The sequence below is a fragment of the Virgibacillus alimentarius genome, from assembly GCF_000709085.1.
GTDB classification, from domain to species: Bacteria; Bacillota; Bacilli; order Bacillales; family Amphibacillaceae; genus Virgibacillus_B; species Virgibacillus_B alimentarius.
In genome coordinates, this window is sequence record NZ_JFBD01000037.1 from 1 (window position 1) to 16,913 (window position 16,913).

Below are 16,913 nucleotides of genomic sequence, written 5' to 3' on the forward strand. Positions count from 1 at the left end.
GTGTTGCCTCATATATGATTTCTGTTCGTCAGACCAGAGGTTTGCCTTGAGCTTTCTTCAGATTCCATATCACTATGGACACCCTTGCTTTTGGCTATGTGCTTACCGCTACATGGTTGCACTCGGGACTTTCACCCGTTAGAGTTCGCCCATGCTGGGCGAACTAAAGACGCATTGGACTGCAATCCAATGCGCTTTTTTTGAGTTTATTCTTGACATCTCAGATTATCTTGATAATATAATAATAAGTATTAAATTATAATAGTTATAAATAGATGATAATGAAAATCATTCCCAAGCAGCTTTTGTTGCCCGTTTTGTAAAATATTTCTTGACATATAATATAATAATGATAATATAATAATAGATATTTATTTATAATTATTATAAATAAAAGATAATGGAGGACAGCTATGGAAACTAATATAGAGCAAGTTCGTTCAGTTAACATTAAAAATAAAGGTTCATCCAATATTGCTTTTTTTAATCGCCTTAAAGAACATAGTGAGTTAATCGCAGCACTTTTTAGTGGGTTGTTAATTCTAATAACATGGGCTTTAAAAGGTTCCTTGTCGCCGACGCTATGGATTACTTTCCATATAATCGCCTTCACAGTAGGTGGATTTGCTAAAGCAAAAGAAGGTATAGAAGAAACAATAGCAAATAAAGAATTAAATGTGGAAATGTTAATGATATTCGCTGCTATAGGCTCTGCGGCGATTGGTTATTGGACTGAAGGAGCTATTTTGATTTTTATTTTTGCTTTATCCGGGGCTCTAGAAACATATACCTTAAATAAAAGCAATAAAGAAATTTCTTCATTGATGAATTTACAACCGGAGGAAGCAGTTTTAGTAGAAAATGGAGTTGAAAAAATTGTTCCTGTTTCAGACCTAAAAGTTGGAGATACTATTTTCGTACGTGCCAGTGAGCGTATTCCAGCAGACGGGATCATCACAAAGGGGGCAACATCAATTGACGAAAGTGCTATTACAGGAGAATCCGTACCTGTTAATAAAGCAAATAAACAAGATGTTTTTGCAGGTACGGTTGCCCTAGACGGGTCCATCTCCATTGAAATTACAAAGCCTGCACATGAAACACTATTTCAAAAAATAATTCATTTAGTACATTCTGCTCAAAAAGAAAAATCACCGTCCCAATTATTTATTGAAAAATTTGAGGGCACGTATGTTAAGGTTGTCTTAGCTGTTGTTGCGGTTATGATGTTTTTACCTTATTTACTGTTTGGTTGGTCATTAACAGAAAGTATTTACCGTGCTATGATTCTACTTGTTGTTGCATCCCCATGTGCACTTGTAGCATCAATTATGCCAGCCACTTTAGCGGCTATATCGAATAGTGCTAAAAAAGGTGTCTTGTTCAAAGGTGGTGTTCATGCTGAAAACGTCAGTCATGTTAAAGCAATAGCTTTTGATAAAACCGGAACATTAACGAATGGTAAGCCCGTCGTAACTGATGTCTACTTTCAATCTGATACGGATAAAGAACGAATCATTGCAATTGCTGGAGCGATTGAAAAGGAATCGACACACCCTCTTGCACATGCAATAACAACATATAGCTTAAAACAGCAAGAGATTAATTCGATTCATGTTCAAGAAATGAAAACGATTAGCGGCAATGGAGTTTCAGCGTATGTAGATAATCAAAAGTGGGAAATTGGCAGAGCAGCTTTTGTAGGGGAAAAAGATGCATTAACCTTCCACGATGGAATTGCCTCTACCTTGGCAAATGAAGGGAAAACAATTGTATTTGTGAAGGTTGAAGACCAAATTGTAGCTCTCTTTGCTTTAAAAGATACACTTCGGAAAGACACAATAAAATCAATTAAAGCGTTAAAAAAACAAGGCATTCACACCGTTATGCTAACTGGAGATAACAAAGTAACAGCAAAAGCAATTGCATCCGAAACAGGAATAGATCAATATATTGCAGAATGTCTACCAGAAGAAAAAGTTAATTATGTCAAAGAGTTAGGTGAACGTTTTGAGAATGTTGCAATGGTTGGAGATGGAATTAATGATGCACCTGCATTAGCAAGTGCAGATGTAGGTATTGCGATGGGAGAAGGCACCGACGTAGCACTTGAGACAGCAGATGTCGTTTTAATGAAAAATGATCTGTCTAAAATCACAAATGCGATTAGCATGTCTAATCGAATGAATAGAGTTGTAAAGCAAAATATATTTTTCTCACTCGCTGTAATCGGATTGCTTATTTTATCAAACTTTTTTCAAATACTTGATTTACCATTAGGTGTTATTGGTCATGAAGGCAGTACAATTCTGGTTATACTAAATGGTCTTCGATTACTAAAATAGCTGCCCGTTTGGGTCAGCTATTTTTTTGCATTCATTTTCTCTTCTCGAATCATTGCGTTAATAATTCCACCAGTTATTATAATAATTCCAGAAATGTAAAACCAAATCATAAGAATGATAACTGCCCCTAGACTGCCATAGGTTGCTGAGTAGTTACCGATTGTACTGACATAATAGGAAAAGGCCAATGAAACTAATTGCCATCCAATCGTAGCAAATATAGCACCCCACATTGCATTCCTTAATCGTATTTTCTTGTTTGGAGCAAGCTTATATAACGCCAGTAAAACGATAAAAAATACAATGGAGGAAATGATCCAGCGCAATGTATTCCACACATGTATAAAGTCATCCGATAAACCGAAAAAAGAAAATAGATAAATGCCAATCGTTCTCCCGAAAATTGGCAACAAAAATGCTACACAAATAACAACTACCATTGATATCGTTAAGGCTATAGCGATTAATCGAGCAACAATAAACGAGCGATCTTCCTCAACCTCATATGCCCGGTTAAACGCTTTCGTTATCGCATTAACACCATTGGAAGCCGACCATAATGTGCCAATAATACCAATCGATAATAATCCGCCGTTTTGCGCATTAATTAATTGATTAAGATTTGTATTTATCAACTCCGTAATTTCAGGTGGAGCGTAAGTGTCAATAAAGCCCATAAATGACTGTTCATCAATTGGCAAATATCCAAGTAACGTTATTAAAAATAATAAGAAGGGAAATAAAGATAGCAAAAAGAAATATGCAAGTTGTGCTGAGAGACCGAACACATCCGCATCATTTATACGTCCGAAAAACGTTTTGCCAAAAGCCGCTACTCTCTTCACATAACAATCCCCCTTCTGTATTATCTATTCTTGGTCCTTCTTGCTAGATAGCTTGTCCAATGTGTTTTCCACTTGTTCTAGTGCATTTACCATGTTTTCCGCATTATAATTAATACGGTCATTTAATTGGTTAAAAGCTACTTTTGTTTTACGGACACCTTCTGAAGGATTTTTAACAAAATAAGTTGTTTTCGATTTGTATGAAGCTATTTTATCTTTCGTGTAAGCCCGTGTATCTTTATTAATTAAAGTAGCTATCCCACCAACAATAGCTCCTATTATCATTCCCAAACATAAATTTCGCTTACCCATTTTACTCTCTCCTTTTTTATATGATGTACACTCCAATTTTATGCCGAAACAACTTTTCCTTTATAAAAGATACTTACATTTATTCCAAAATCTTCTTTAAAAAAGTATTTCAGCTCATAGTAATTCTAGCATATAGCGACAAATTTTTACACTTTTATCTTATTTGTAACAACAATCAACACTTGACATTCTAACTAATATTCTAAATACTATAAATACACTGAATAGCAAAAGGAGGGTCTTTAAAAAATAGAGAGAACCTATATAAGCGGTTTCTTATAATTTATTATGTATGTTAAGAAGGGAGCACTGATATGGATACGTTATTGGACCTTTTATCAAAAGTAAGCGATTTCATTTGGGGACCGCCCTTGCTTATTCTGCTTGTGGGGACTGGTATCTTTTTAACTGCAAGACTTGGAATAATTCAATTAAGATTATTACCTTATTCATTAAAACTTGTTTTTTCCAGAAATCATGATAAGAAATCTGATGGTGATATTTCCCACTTTCAGGCTCTTATGACAGCTATGGCTGGTACTGTGGGAGTCGGTAACATCGTTGGTGTTGCAACAGCCGTCACGCTTGGAGGACCTGGTGCTATTTTTTGGATGTGGCTAGCCGGATTTTTTGGAATGGCAACGAAATACGGTGAAGCAATTCTTGCTGTTAAATATCGTGTAAAAGATTCACATGGTCAAATGGCTGGAGGACCAATGTATTATCTTGAACGGGGTTTAAAACAAAAATGGCTTGGAGTTCTTTTTGCGATATTTGGTGCACTTGCTGCATTCGGAATTGGAAATGGAACACAATCAAAAGCTGTAGCCGATGTAATGTATGATAATTTCTCAGTTCCGTATTGGGTTTCTGGTATTGCACTTGTTATTTTTGCAGGTGCAGTAATTCTTGGTGGTATCAAATCAATCGGAAAAGTTACAGCATTTTTCGTCCCAATCATGGCCGTATTTTATATCATTGCAGGATTGATTGTTTTAATTATGAATATAGAACTTGTTCCAGAAACATTTGGTATTATTTTTGAAGCTGCGTTCTCTAGTGAATCGGCTGCCGGAGGAGCAGTTGGGGCTGCTATTCGGTTTGGTATCGCCCGTGGTTTATTCTCCAATGAAGCGGGACTTGGTTCTGCTCCAATAGCAGCAGCTGCAGCGAAAACGGATATTCCTGGTCGGCAGGCACTGGTTTCAATGACACAAGTTCTTTTCGATACAATTTTCATCTGTTCTATTACTGGAATAACTATTGTCATGTCAGGTAAGTGGGAAGATAGCTCCATTGATGCCGGTGCACTTACTGCATCTGCTTTTGGCGAGCTCCTTGGTGATCCAGGCTCACTTATTATCTCGATTGGCCTATTGTTTTTTGCATCATCAACCATCTTAGGCTGGGGCTATTACGGGGAAAAATGCTTTCAATACCTATTTAAAAATCCCGCGGCCGTGAGAGCCTACCGTATCGTTTTTGTTTTATTTATTTTTGTTGGTGCAACTGCATCACTTGAAGTGATCTGGGTGTTTGCGGATGTACTAAACGGCCTTATGGCAATACCAAACTTAATAGGGCTTATCGGATTATCAGGAATAATCGTTTTTGAAACAAAAAGACTCCTAAACAAGCGGGAAGAGGAACGTGCAGAAGGATAAAATCAGAAATTATTTTGCAACTACTGAATGTATGGGATTACAAAAAAGACTGCTTAATACGCATATGCTGAAGCTTATCAAGCAGTCTTTTTTCGTTCCTTTTTAAATTAATTATAGAAGCGGCTCAATACATGCCTGGCTATTGTTTTTTGCAGCGTTAACATAGCTGCTGACTGAGTAAGCTGTTAGTTCATCCGTTTCTAGTGCCTGCAAAAATTGATTTGCTTCAAATGGCTGCCGGTTTTGCGGATGGATCCATGCATCCTCTTTGTCTTTTGGTAAAATAATTGGCATTCTATGGTGAATCTCTTTCATAAAATGATTTGAATCCTTTGTTAAAATTGTACAGGTGAAAAGCTCTTTTTCATCTCGCTGCCACCTGTCCCACAATCCAGCAAAAGCAAAAAGTCTGTGATTCGCTAATTGAATCCGTTTAGGCTGTTTTTCTTGTCCTGTTTTCTGCCACTCATAAAAGCTATCTGCAATAATTAAGCATCTCTTTCTAACCATCAAATTTTTAAAACTCGGTTTCTCATGTGCTGTTTCGCTACGGGCATTAATCATCTTATAACCAATTTTTTCATCTTTGGCCCAAGATGGAACAAGCCCCCATCGCACATAACCGGCACGCTTTTCTCTTCCATCATGTATGACCACTAATACATTTTGCCCTGGTGCAATATTATAACTTGGTTCATAAGCATCTATCGGACGGTCAATACCAAATTTTTGTAAAATTTCTGCTTCTTCTGCAAGCAATGTATACCTCCCGCACATATAAATCCCCCTATCTGTAGAAGATATGTTAAAACACACTTAAATCCCATTGTGTCGCGATATGACGCAATAGCCGAATACCAGCAATACTATTACCTTTATCATCTAACGCCGGCCCATATACACCAATTCCACACCCTTCCGTGAACGGTAGCTCCTCATCTCTGACCCGGGGTGGTGATAATGCTAAAATACCGCCAGATACACCACTTTTAGCAGGAATTCCTACATAAGTTGCAAATTTTCCAGAGGCGTCGTACATGCCGCATGTCAACATCAATGCTTTAGCTATCCGGGCAATTTGCCGCGGTATAATTTCTTCTTGTGTTTCCGGATCTTCTCCATCATTTGATAAGATCATTCCTATTCGCGCTAAATCGTCTGTCGTTATTTCAATGGAGCATTGTTTAAAATAGGTTTCTAACGTGATATTAAGATCAGATTCTAGAAAGCCGGTTTCCAGTAAGTAGTAGCCAATAGCTCTATTTCGCATGGAGGAATCTCTTTCAGATTCATACACATCGACATTGACTGCTGGACGGTAGCCGAGCATTTTCTCTAATAATACAAATATTGATTCCAATTTTTCATCGGATGTATTTCCAATTAAAGTCGAAGAAACTGTAATTGCTCCTGCATTAATGAATGGGTTAAAGGGTTTTTTTAACTGTTTCATTTCTAAGTGCATGATCGAATTAAATGCTTCACCAGTAGGCTCCACATCAACACGATCAAGCATATACGCCACCCCGCGCTCTATGCAAGCTGCAATAAAGCTAATTACTTTAGATATACTTTGAATGGTAAAGGGTATCCCTACATCCCCAGATCGGATTGTCATCCCGTTTTTCCCAATGATCGTAATTCCCAAATGATTAGGATTGGCTTCTTGCAATATTGGAATATATGACGCAACTTCACCATCTGTTATATGTTTCCGATAAAAGGAAATCCAATCATCAACATAATTTTGCAACCATTCTTTAGTCAGCTCTGTATTCCAGTTAGCTGAACCTTGTACCATTAACAACACCTCGCTACTAACATAGTATGCTACACAAAAATTTAAGTAAGCATTTTCCCATCTCACGTAAAAAACTTCATATTTATCCAAAATATAAAGGATACTTTCAAAAGTAGCAACAGAAAATGTTTCTAATATGCATTAACAGGAAATTCCAAAATATAAAAAAAGAAGCACTATTTAAAAAGTGCTTCCTTCATAACAGTTATTTTCCAATAAACTGTTGTGTCCAGTGATTACCCTGCTCGACATACCCTACTCCGATATGTGTGAAATCTTCGTTTAAAATGTTAGCTCGGTGACCATCACTATTCATCCATCCATTTACTACTTCAGCTGGTGTACGTTGTCCTTTTGCAATGTTTTCTCCAGCAGTGCGATAATCAATGCCAAAGCTCTTCATCATATCAAATGGTGATCCATAATTAGGACTATCATGTGAAAAATAATTGCTGTCAGCCATATCACGTGATTTTTCACGAGCTACTTTACTCAACTCTTCATCTATTTTTAATGGATCTAGTCCTTGCTTCACTCTTTCATCGTTTGTTAATTCGACGACTTCTTGTTCAAATTCATTTAATTGCTGATTTTGATTTGTCTGTTCTTGCTTATTTTCCTGTTGTTCTTGCTGTTGTGCTGGTGCCCCAGCTTCTTGTGAAGGCTGTTCTTGCTGTGTTGGTTTTTCAGCCTCTTGTGCAGATTGGTCTTGTTGTACTGGGTCTTTCTGCTTTTCAGGCTGCTCTTTTCCCTGTTCAGCGTTATCTTTATCTGCTTTATCTTGCCCTTTTTGTGAATGTTGTTCAATGTTCCAAACCCATTCATAATTTTGCAAGCAATCAAATGATTTCTTATCTATATTTCTATCATTAATATTAATAGCATATTTATCGTTATATGATTGCTCTGTATTATCTGTATTAGCAGATGCTTCTACAGAAGTATTTAAAGTTCCGCCAAGTAAAAAGGCTGATGATAATACGGTTACTATACTTGCTTTTTTAAACATAGTTTTTGTTCCTCTCCTTTTGTTTTGATTTGCAAAATTATCATAGCACGAGTTTTTTGTAATAATAATGGTAGGCTTTCCCATACGAGCTTAATAGAATCAATCACAAATTTTGAAATAATAAAACCGTTATTAAAATAGGATTTTTTGATCTCCTAAAAATAGAGTTGATGGAAGAAACTATTTTAGTTGGCAAAAAATACAACAATATTGCTATTGACACATTAAAAAATCTTCTTTTATATTACAACCAGCGGATAAATTGTAACGCAGTTGTTACTTGATTTTTTCTAAAGAATTGTTCTTTTTCTATCGAACCCATTAAATAAAAATAATATATGTATTAATTGTTTATATACCCCCAAAAACTATGATAAAATATAGTAATGAATATAGATGAGTATTAGAATGTAAAATCAGCAGAAATTAATAGATCAAATCTGTCTATTCTATTAAAGGCTGGATAAAATAAACGCAATGTCATCATTATTGGAGGAAATGATATGTTTTCAACTGAAGAAATTGGAATTGATTTAGGTACTGCTAATATTCTTATCTATTCCAAGTCAAAAGGGATAGTGCTAAACGAACCGTCCGTAGTAGCGATTGATGTTAATACAAAGCAAGTAGTAGCTGTTGGAGCTGAAGCAAAGGAAATGGTCGGAAAAACACCAAGAAATATCGTGCCTATCCGTCCATTAAAAGAAGGAGTCATTGCTGATTACGATGTAACAGCACAAATGCTGAAAGAATTCATGAAAAAGGTAAGCAAAAAAATTGGCTTGTCCATGCGTAAACCTACTGTTGTTGTATGTACCCCTTCTGGGAGTACAGCAGTAGAGCGCAGAGCAATTCACAATGCTGTTTCCAGTTATGGTGCAAAACAGGTTCATCTTATAGAAGAACCGATCGCGGCTGCGATTGGCTCAGACTTACCGGTTGATGAGCCAGTTGCGAGTGTTGTTGTCGACATCGGAGGAGGAACTTCAGAAATCGGTATTATTTCGTTCGGTGGAGTTGTTTCCTGTAAGTCCGTGCGTGTTGGCGGGGATAAACTTGATTCGGAAATCATTCAGTTTATTCGAAAAAAATATAATATATTGATCGGTGAACGTACAGCTGAAAACATAAAAATGGAAATCGGATATGCGCATCCTAATCATCAAGAAGCTACCATGGAAGTACGGGGTCGAGATATGGTTACTGGTTTGCCAAAAACGATAACCGTCACGTCTTCAGAAGTACATGAAGCTTTTAAAGAATCACTTGATCAAATACTAGAAGCAATTCGAGCAACACTTGAAAATTGCCCACCTGAACTAAGTGGTGACATCGTTGATCACGGTATTGTAATAACTGGTGGCGGGGCAATGCTAAATGAAATTCAAGAATGGCTTTCAGAAGAAATATCTGTCCCAGTACACATTGCACCAAATCCACTTGAATCAGTAGCAATCGGAACAGGACGATCTTTAAAAATGATTACAAAATTAGAAAAAGCAGCCAAATAAGTATAAAAAGGTGATGTACAGAGAATGGTACATCACCTTTTTATTTAACATATAAATAAACTACTCCCCAATAAGCAAATAGATTTTGTTTTTCTTTCTACTTAATGGGGAGCATATGGATAGGACTGCTTTTTCTTTTGTTAAATTTTCTTGTTGCCCGGAAGTTTCATTTCCCTTCTTGTTTCCATAATATGGACATCTCGTTTCGCCATTTCATCGATGTAGATAGCACCTGGTATAATCTGCTCTGGAGGATAAACCCCTTTTTTCGTAATCGTATGGTTTCCTATCATTTGAGCAACAACAGAGACTGTATTTGCTGTAGCTCTTGCCATTGCTGTTATATTATTTTTCCTATCTTTATATGTTGTCATTTCATACACATAAACGATAGGTTCCCTGCGTACCTCACCAGCGGTTTTCACCCGCAATAATACAGCATCTTCTTTTTCACCAAGCTCAACAATCGGATCTAGTACTTTTAAAAGCACTTCTCTTGGATTGATTTTTTGACCGTCAATACCTACTGTATAATCTGTTCTTGTCAGATTTAAATCTACCAATAACTTAAATTTTTCTGCGTGTCCAGGGTAACGAATGGTTTTATATTCCAGTGTATTTAAATCAGGAAATGAAAGCGATAATGTCGATGTTCCACCAGATGTATGGAAGGCCTCTAATGGGCCAAATTTCTTAAAGTGAACTCGCTCTACCTCAGTTAAAGATGGAATTTCCTGTTTAATTCCATTTCTAATGATCGTTGATGGATCTGTATAATGATCAAACAGGCCAGCCATTGAAAATACATGATTATATTCTAATGGTTCCTCAGGGGATACAGGAATACCACCAACGTACAATTTAATATCCTTCAAACTGTCTAACTTACTTGCACCATATCCGGATAAAATATTAATCATCCCCGGAGCTACCCCTAAATCCGGTATAATCGTTACATCGGCAGCTTTGGCTTCATCCTTTAAAGCTAAAACTTTATCAGTCATCGAACCAATGTGTCCACCTAAATCAATAGAATTTACTCCTGTTTGAATAGCTGTTTTAGCTACTATTTCATTAAAAGAATAAAATAAAGCATTGATGATTACATCGAATTTGCACATAAAATTTGCCAATTGTTCTTTATCGTTTGCATCTACTTTATAAGCTGTAAGTTTATGAGCGTAAATTTGATTACATATTTGCTGCGCTCGATCATAATCAATATCTGCTAAACCAACAGCTTTAACTTCCTTATTTGCTACCAAATCTCTGACTGCTTCTTTTCCCATTAGTCCAGATCCCAACACACCTATTTTCATCCGATCAGCTCCTGACAAGAAGGATTGTGTAACTAATTTAATCTACATTAATTTGAGCACGCTACAATTTTCAACTAACAACAACATAGATATCCTTCCCTCTGCTAAACACCTCTAAGGCCTAAACACCTACGCCAACCTGTCTTTAATTCTTCACTTTCATTCAATTTTTCATATCCTTTAGCTACATATCTATTCAATATTTCAACAAATTATAACTTTTTGTAGAAAAAATATAAACTTCATGTTATAATTTTTTATGCTGTGATGTTAAGCGCATTCATATTAAAGTGTACACCATTCTCACTAGTAGAATCGAAATTTATTCTAGTAAATGAAATCGCTTTCAAGTATATGCATATTAAGAAAACTAGAAAAGTGATACTAGAATCTAATTTAAGTATATTCCAGAGATAATATTTCTTCAAATTTCTGAATTATTGATTTTTATGGAATGTTTTCTAAAATAATGTTAACTGTTAACGATTAACTGTTGGCTGAATACTGAAATTTAAAAAGATTGAAATTCTACTTCTTGTCTAGTACACTTAAAAATTAAAGAAAGGAAGCGTATCATGCAAAAAGATCAATGGGCAACAAAGATTGGTTTTATTCTTTCGTCAGCTGGTGCTGCAATTGGTTTAGGAGCTATTTGGAAATTTCCGTACATAACTGGTATGAATGGTGGCGGTGCTTTCTTCCTACTGTTCATCGCATTCACTATAATTATTGGTCTTCCTATTTTAATTGCAGAATTTATTATTGGAAGGGGTTCACAAAAGGAAGCAGTAAGTGCCTATAAATCACTGGCCCCAAAAAGTGGTTGGTCTTTTATAGGACATTGGGGCGTTGCTGGATCATTTATCCTAATGTCTTTTTATAGTGTTGTTGGGGGCTGGGTACTTATATATTCCCTAATGTCAATCCCGGGTTTAATTATTGATAAAGGCACCAATTATGAACAGTTATTTGGGAGTATTACCGGAAGTCCATTAATTACAATTCTTGGACTGGCGCTATTCATACTGATTAATATCATCGTCGTTTCTTTCGGTATTAAGAATGGAATTGAAAAATCAAGTAAACTATTAATGCCTTTGTTATTTGTATTCTTTATTATACTTGTTATACGCTCTGTGTCATTTGAGGGAGCCATGGAAGGCTTGAAATTTTTCCTTCAGCCTGATTTTTCAAAAATTACAGCTGAAAACGTTTTATATGCACTTGGACAATCTTTTTTCTCACTTGCTGTTGGTGTTTCCGTAATGGTAACCTACAGTTCTTATTTAAATAAGAATGTGAGTCTTACAAGTTCAGCCCTTTCTGTTTCATTTATGAATATTTTCGTTTCACTTCTGGCTGGACTAGCAATATTCCCGGTTGTTTTCTCATTTGGACTAGAGCCAGCGGAAGGTCCTGGATTGTTATTTATTGTCCTGCCGGAAGCATTTGCACAAATGCCATTTGGTGAATTATTTTTAAGCTTATTTTTATTACTCTTTCTATTCGCAATTTTGACATCTTCATTCAGTATGCTAGAGATCATTACTTCAGCTTTTACTGCAAAAAAGCAACGTTCACGCAGAAAAGTAGCTTGGATAGCGGGATGTATTGTCTTTATTGCTGGTATTCCATCCGCATTATCATCAAGTACGATGGAAAATTTCAAAATATTTAACTTAACTGTTTTCGATGCTTCTGACTTTCTGGTAAGTAATATTATGTTACCAGCTGGTTGTTTATTTATCTCATTGTTTATCGGTTACAAAATGGAACGCACTTTAGTAAAAGAGGAATTCTTACTAAGCAGTAACCTATCTGTAGGAACCTTTAAAGCTTGGTATACCTTGATTAAAACGATTGTACCAGTTACCATTATTGTTGTATTCTTAACATCTATAGGAATCATTTAACTGAACTCCCCACAATAACATCCTTATGGATTGTTCGAGTGGGGAGTTTTTCCTTTTGTATTTCAGGCTGGTCTCATAAATCCTTTTAATCCGTCGTTGGTTATTCTCTTGTAATACGGGCATCACACTTATCCTCTTGCCCAATCTTTTTAAAGGATGTGCCTATTCACTGGGATTAACCCCCCTCATTGAGAAAGAGACTCCAAATAAAAAATAATAGGAGGATATTTCATTCACCTAATAACCTCCTATTTTTCTCTTTAGTTTTTATAAATCCTCTTCAATGCGGTAAATTAATTTAAAGTTATTTTCATCTAATAATTCAGCAACGTGCACGCGGAGACCGTGGCCAAAGATCACTTCATTATCTGTCATCGCAACGATCATAGCTTTTACTTCATTCTTCTTATCTATATATATATCTCCTACTACAGGTTTTAATTCATTGTCGCTGACGGAAAGGAAACCAGGTGATTCATCTTGTGCTCGTTGCGCTTCAGAAACTATACTAGCATCATAATAAGCTATTTCATTACTGTCTTCTGCTCGTCCTGGGACCATGACTACATATTCATGATGTTTTACTCCATTGTCTCTTGTGGTTACCACATTTCCATCTTCAATATAATCTACCTTTTCGATCTCATTAAGTGCATAATGATCTAAAAAGTCTGGGGCGGGTTTTATAATTAATATATAATCGCCCTGTTCCGGTATCTTGTCTTTATCAATCGTATATCTTTTTCCATAAAATATGAATGTGTCCTTATCTTTCGGTTTGTGAAGAGTTATATCAGCAGATCTCGTTAAAATTTGCTGCATATCTTTTAATCGGTAGAGGTGTACAGATTTTTTAAACATTGGTTTCACGGAATATACTTTATGCAGTTCGTTTTTATAGTAAACAAATTGTCCCTTTCTTACTTGAAAAAGATTCATTATGTTACCTCCAATATAAATTATTGATCCTTGATTCGCTTTAGCGTGGCATTTCCCTTTTCCCGTATGTATCACGCAACTAAACATCGAATTGAGGATTATTTTTCCACTTATCAAGGATCTACATTGCTATTCTAAAGGATAATTGTCTGTTTTTCATCTTATTTTTGCTTATCTATACTATTTTCTTTTTTGCCATAAAGTATACAAACTAATGCAGTATAGGAGTAAAAACTGTAGAAACGAGCAGTTATCTTGTGTTTCTATCTATATGAGGAAATCCTAAATCAGTTTCTACTTCACCATAAATGCGTGTCGTCTTCACATTTTCCCCTTTTAACCACTTCGCAAAATCAAAGATCATCGGATCACGATCCCCACCTAATGCAATCCATGCGATTTTTTGTTTTGGAAAATAGGCAGAAGTATGAATGGTCCCTGACCAATTTTTATACTGCTTTGAAAAAACTCCTTTATCTGTGCTATTCAATAGCCGAAATGCACGGATCGCATCTGTAGCTTGATTTTGTTGTGCTCGGATAGCTTCCATGCGTTGATAGGAATCATCCAAATGAAATCGATTTTCGTGCTTCAAAAGTTCAAAATGATTGGTACATACATTTGATTTGCGAACTTCGACGCCTCTTGGTGTAGCCTCCACTACAAATGTCTCTTCCTTATCGTCAAATACGATATAACTAAATGAATGGCGGTGTGGGATTTCTTTAAGCATGGATACTGCTTCGTCCACATTTGCACAGCTTTCTAAAACCATTCTTCCAATCATGTTGCATATAAACCCATCTCCTGGTTTTTTTCGGTGCATAAAATTGTACCCTAAAGCAAGGCCTTTTTCATTCATTCCATCCATTCGGCCCGTTATTCTCTGGGATGGTCCAATAATTGCATAGCCTTGATCAGAAGGTTGAAAAAAAGTATAACGACCCTCATATGTTTTTGGATGATAGTCATAGTTGCGAATCATATAATCTGGCCCAGTTAAAATCGAACAGCCACTGCGATTGTATTCCAACCGATACCCGCCAAAATCCTGTAAAATTTTTGCCATCGACCATTCCAACGCATCCTGAAGACCGAGCAATTCATCCCAAATGCCAGGTGCAAATGAGCGTATAGCTGCTTTTGCCTCATTTACATCAATCGCAAAGCGTGGTTTTCTAATTTTCCATTGCTTTTCCCTGTTTTCCACTGTTAGTGAGTCCTTTAGCAATTGCCCTTGCTTAAATCCAAAATCATAATGATTTCCACGAAACTGTATAATGTCACTATAGATTTGTTTCATAACATCCTCCCAGCCAAAAATGACTACACTTATTATTTAACTATCTCTCTAACTCTTCCACTAACAAGGATAATTCTTCCCATCGTTCCACTTTATCTTCTAATACAGCTTCGATCTCTTGTTGTTCTTTATACAACTCTTGTACTTTCTCCAAATCACTGCCTGCCTCTGCAACTTCTTGTTGAATGTCATTAACTTTCTCTTCTAACCCTATAATTTCATCTTCTATACTTTCCCATTCTTTCTGTTCTTTATAAGAAAGTTTCCGTTTTTGCTTCGTTGAACTGCGCGTTTCTTTTTTTGGCTTTGAGTCTGATTCTTTATGTTTTATTTTAGATTGGTTTTGTTCCAAGTAATCACTATAATTCCCATAAAACTTATTAACTTCCCCTGTACCAGAAAATACAAGCAGTTGATCTACAACCCGGTCTAGGAAATACCGGTCATGGGATACGGTAATAACAACCCCCGGATACTGATTCAAGTAATCCTCTAGTACACTTAAGGTTTGCGTATCTAGGTCATTTGTCGGTTCATCCAAAAACAGAACATTCGGCTCAGTCATTAATATTTTTAATAAATATAATCGCCTTTTTTCCCCACCGGAAAGTCTTCTTATATACGTCCATTGCTCCGGGCGGGAAAATAAAAAATGCTCAAGCATTTGCTCTGCAGTGATAGGCTGCCCATCTTTTGTATAGATAACTTCAGCCACTTCTTTAATGTATTCAATAATCCGCTTTTCCCCATCAAGTTCTTCGTCACCTTGGGTATAGTAGCCAATTTTTACTGTTTCTCCAATATGGACATTCCCTTCATCGGGAGCAGCTCGTTTTGCCATCATATTTAACAATGTTGTTTTTCCAGTACCATTTGGTCCAATAATCCCCAATCGACTGCCAGGGGTAATTAAATGATCAAAATCTTTCAATAAGGTTTTTCCCTGATAAGATTTCGTAATTCCTTGAAGTTCAATAACTTGCTTTCCTAATCTTTTTGTACCAACTTGAAAATTAATATTTTGGTTGTTTGTATCAAATGTTTGCTGCTGCATTTCGTGTATACGTTCAACACGGGCTTTTTGTTTTGTTGATCTAGCTCTAGCTCCCCGTTTCAGCCAAGCCAATTCTTTCCTTAATGTGTTTTGGTGTTTTTGCTGGTAACTGACTTCCAGCTCTTCCCGTTCTGCTTTCTTTTCTAGAAAAACTTCATAATTTCCTTCATATATATAAAGGTTTCCTTTATCTAATTCATAAATTTGATTGGTCACACGATTTAAAAAGTATCTGTCATGCGTAACAAGTAGTAACGCTCCGTTATAAGAAGCTAAATATTTTTCAAGCCATTCAACTGTTTCATTATCTAAATGGTTGGTCGGTTCATCCAAAATCAATAAATCAGCTGGCTGAATGAGAGATTTTGCAATCGCAACACGCTTTTTCTGTCCACCAGAAAGTTCAGTAACCTCTTTATTAAAATCTGTGATTCCCAATTTGGTAAGAATCGTTTTTGCAGTTGTGTTTGCTTCCCATGCTTCGTATTCATCCATTTTTTGCTGCATTTTTAAAACATTATTCTGAGCTTCTTCATTCGTTGAATTAGATGCAAGCGCTTGAAGTGCTTTTTCATAGTCTCGCATCACCTGCATAATGGCAGCTTCCCCATAATAAATTTGCTCAATAACCGTTAAGTTTGGATCGAGTTCTGGTTCCTGGGCTAAATATTCAATGTGATAGTTATTTGGATGTTTCATCGTCCCTTTTTCAGGTGAATCTATATTTGCAATTACTTTCAAAAATGTCGATTTACCGGTCCCATTAACTCCTATTAACCCAATACGATCCTGATCAGTTATTGTACATGTTATATCATTAAACAATACTTTTTCACCATAAGATTTATGCAAGTTTTCTATTGTAAGCATCCTTTATCGTCCTCGCTATTACTCAGTT

The 16,913-nt window shown here is 36.1% G+C and carries 13 protein-coding genes; 4 read left to right on the top strand and 9 right to left on the bottom strand.

Features of this window, described 5'->3' with window-relative positions; translation table 11 throughout:
• The first annotated feature begins 413 nt into the window (after positions 1-413).
• The gene (locus GZ63_RS0106470; protein ID WP_029268008.1) at positions 414-2,345 is read left to right on the top strand and encodes a heavy metal translocating P-type ATPase; all 1,932 of its coding nucleotides are present in this window, start codon (positions 414-416) and stop codon (positions 2,343-2,345) included.
• 17 nt (positions 2,346-2,362) lie between these two features.
• Here the strand turns inward: GZ63_RS0106470 and GZ63_RS0106475 are convergent, their stop codons facing one another.
• Complete coding sequence (locus GZ63_RS0106475) at positions 2,363-3,190, bottom strand: YihY/virulence factor BrkB family protein (protein ID WP_029268010.1); 828 nt, start codon at positions 3,188-3,190, stop codon at positions 2,363-2,365.
• 24 nt (positions 3,191-3,214) lie between these two features.
• Positions 3,215-3,502: a hypothetical protein gene (locus GZ63_RS0106480; RefSeq protein WP_029268012.1), complete on the bottom strand. Its 288-nt coding sequence runs from the start codon at positions 3,500-3,502 to the stop codon at positions 3,215-3,217.
• A gap of 314 nt (positions 3,503-3,816) precedes the next feature.
• Here GZ63_RS0106480 and GZ63_RS0106485 point away from each other — a divergent pair, with 314 nt between their 5' ends.
• Positions 3,817-5,166 carry an alanine/glycine:cation symporter family protein gene (locus GZ63_RS0106485; protein ID WP_029268014.1) on the top strand — a complete coding sequence of 450 codons (1,350 nt, stop codon included), beginning with the start codon at positions 3,817-3,819 and terminating at the stop codon, positions 5,164-5,166.
• Positions 5,167-5,277: 111 nt separating this feature from the next.
• Here the strand turns inward: GZ63_RS0106485 and GZ63_RS0106490 are convergent, their stop codons facing one another.
• From GZ63_RS0106490 to GZ63_RS0106500, 3 genes are all read right to left on the bottom strand, one after another.
• Entirely contained in the window at positions 5,278-5,943 is a 666-nt protein-coding gene (locus GZ63_RS0106490; RefSeq protein WP_029268016.1) for an SOS response-associated peptidase, read from the bottom strand.
• Positions 5,944-5,971: 28 nt separating this feature from the next.
• The gene (locus tag GZ63_RS0106495; protein ID WP_029268019.1) at positions 5,972-6,967 is read right to left on the bottom strand and encodes a glutaminase; all 996 of its coding nucleotides are present in this window, start codon (positions 6,965-6,967) and stop codon (positions 5,972-5,974) included.
• Positions 6,968-7,172: 205 nt separating this feature from the next.
• Complete coding sequence (locus tag GZ63_RS0106500) at positions 7,173-7,976, bottom strand: CAP domain-containing protein (protein WP_029268021.1); 804 nt, start codon at positions 7,974-7,976, stop codon at positions 7,173-7,175.
• Between the two features lie 503 nt (positions 7,977-8,479).
• Between GZ63_RS0106500 and mreBH the strand changes: the two genes are divergently transcribed.
• Complete coding sequence (gene mreBH, locus GZ63_RS0106505; protein WP_029268023.1) at positions 8,480-9,487, top strand: rod-share determining protein MreBH; 1,008 nt, start codon at positions 8,480-8,482, stop codon at positions 9,485-9,487.
• Between the two features lie 140 nt (positions 9,488-9,627).
• Here mreBH and GZ63_RS0106510 read toward each other — a convergent pair whose 3' ends face one another.
• Positions 9,628-10,806 (bottom strand): saccharopine dehydrogenase family protein, encoded by a 1,179-nt coding sequence (locus GZ63_RS0106510; protein WP_029268025.1) that lies wholly within the window; start codon positions 10,804-10,806, stop codon positions 9,628-9,630.
• Positions 10,807-11,381: 575 nt separating this feature from the next.
• On the opposite strand from GZ63_RS0106510, the gene GZ63_RS0106515 reads away from it, so the two are divergent.
• Positions 11,382-12,719 (top strand): sodium-dependent transporter, encoded by a 1,338-nt coding sequence (locus GZ63_RS0106515; protein WP_029268028.1) that lies wholly within the window; start codon positions 11,382-11,384, stop codon positions 12,717-12,719.
• Between the two features lie 267 nt (positions 12,720-12,986).
• Here the strand turns inward: GZ63_RS0106515 and GZ63_RS0106520 are convergent, their stop codons facing one another.
• The 3 genes from GZ63_RS0106520 to GZ63_RS0106530 all read right to left on the bottom strand — a co-directional run bounded on the left by GZ63_RS0106520 (position 12,987) and on the right by GZ63_RS0106530 (position 16,885).
• Positions 12,987-13,658 carry a hypothetical protein gene (locus GZ63_RS0106520; protein ID WP_029268031.1) on the bottom strand — a complete coding sequence of 224 codons (672 nt, stop codon included), beginning with the start codon at positions 13,656-13,658 and terminating at the stop codon, positions 12,987-12,989.
• Positions 13,659-13,908: 250 nt separating this feature from the next.
• On the bottom strand, positions 13,909-14,961 hold the full coding sequence (locus GZ63_RS0106525; RefSeq protein ID WP_029268033.1) for a C45 family autoproteolytic acyltransferase/hydolase: 1,053 nt from the start codon (positions 14,959-14,961) through the stop codon (positions 13,909-13,911).
• A gap of 40 nt (positions 14,962-15,001) precedes the next feature.
• Positions 15,002-16,885, bottom strand: a complete 1,884-nt coding sequence (locus GZ63_RS0106530) for an ABC-F family ATP-binding cassette domain-containing protein (RefSeq protein WP_029268035.1) — start codon at positions 16,883-16,885, stop codon at positions 15,002-15,004.
• Positions 16,886-16,913: the final 28 nt, after the last annotated feature.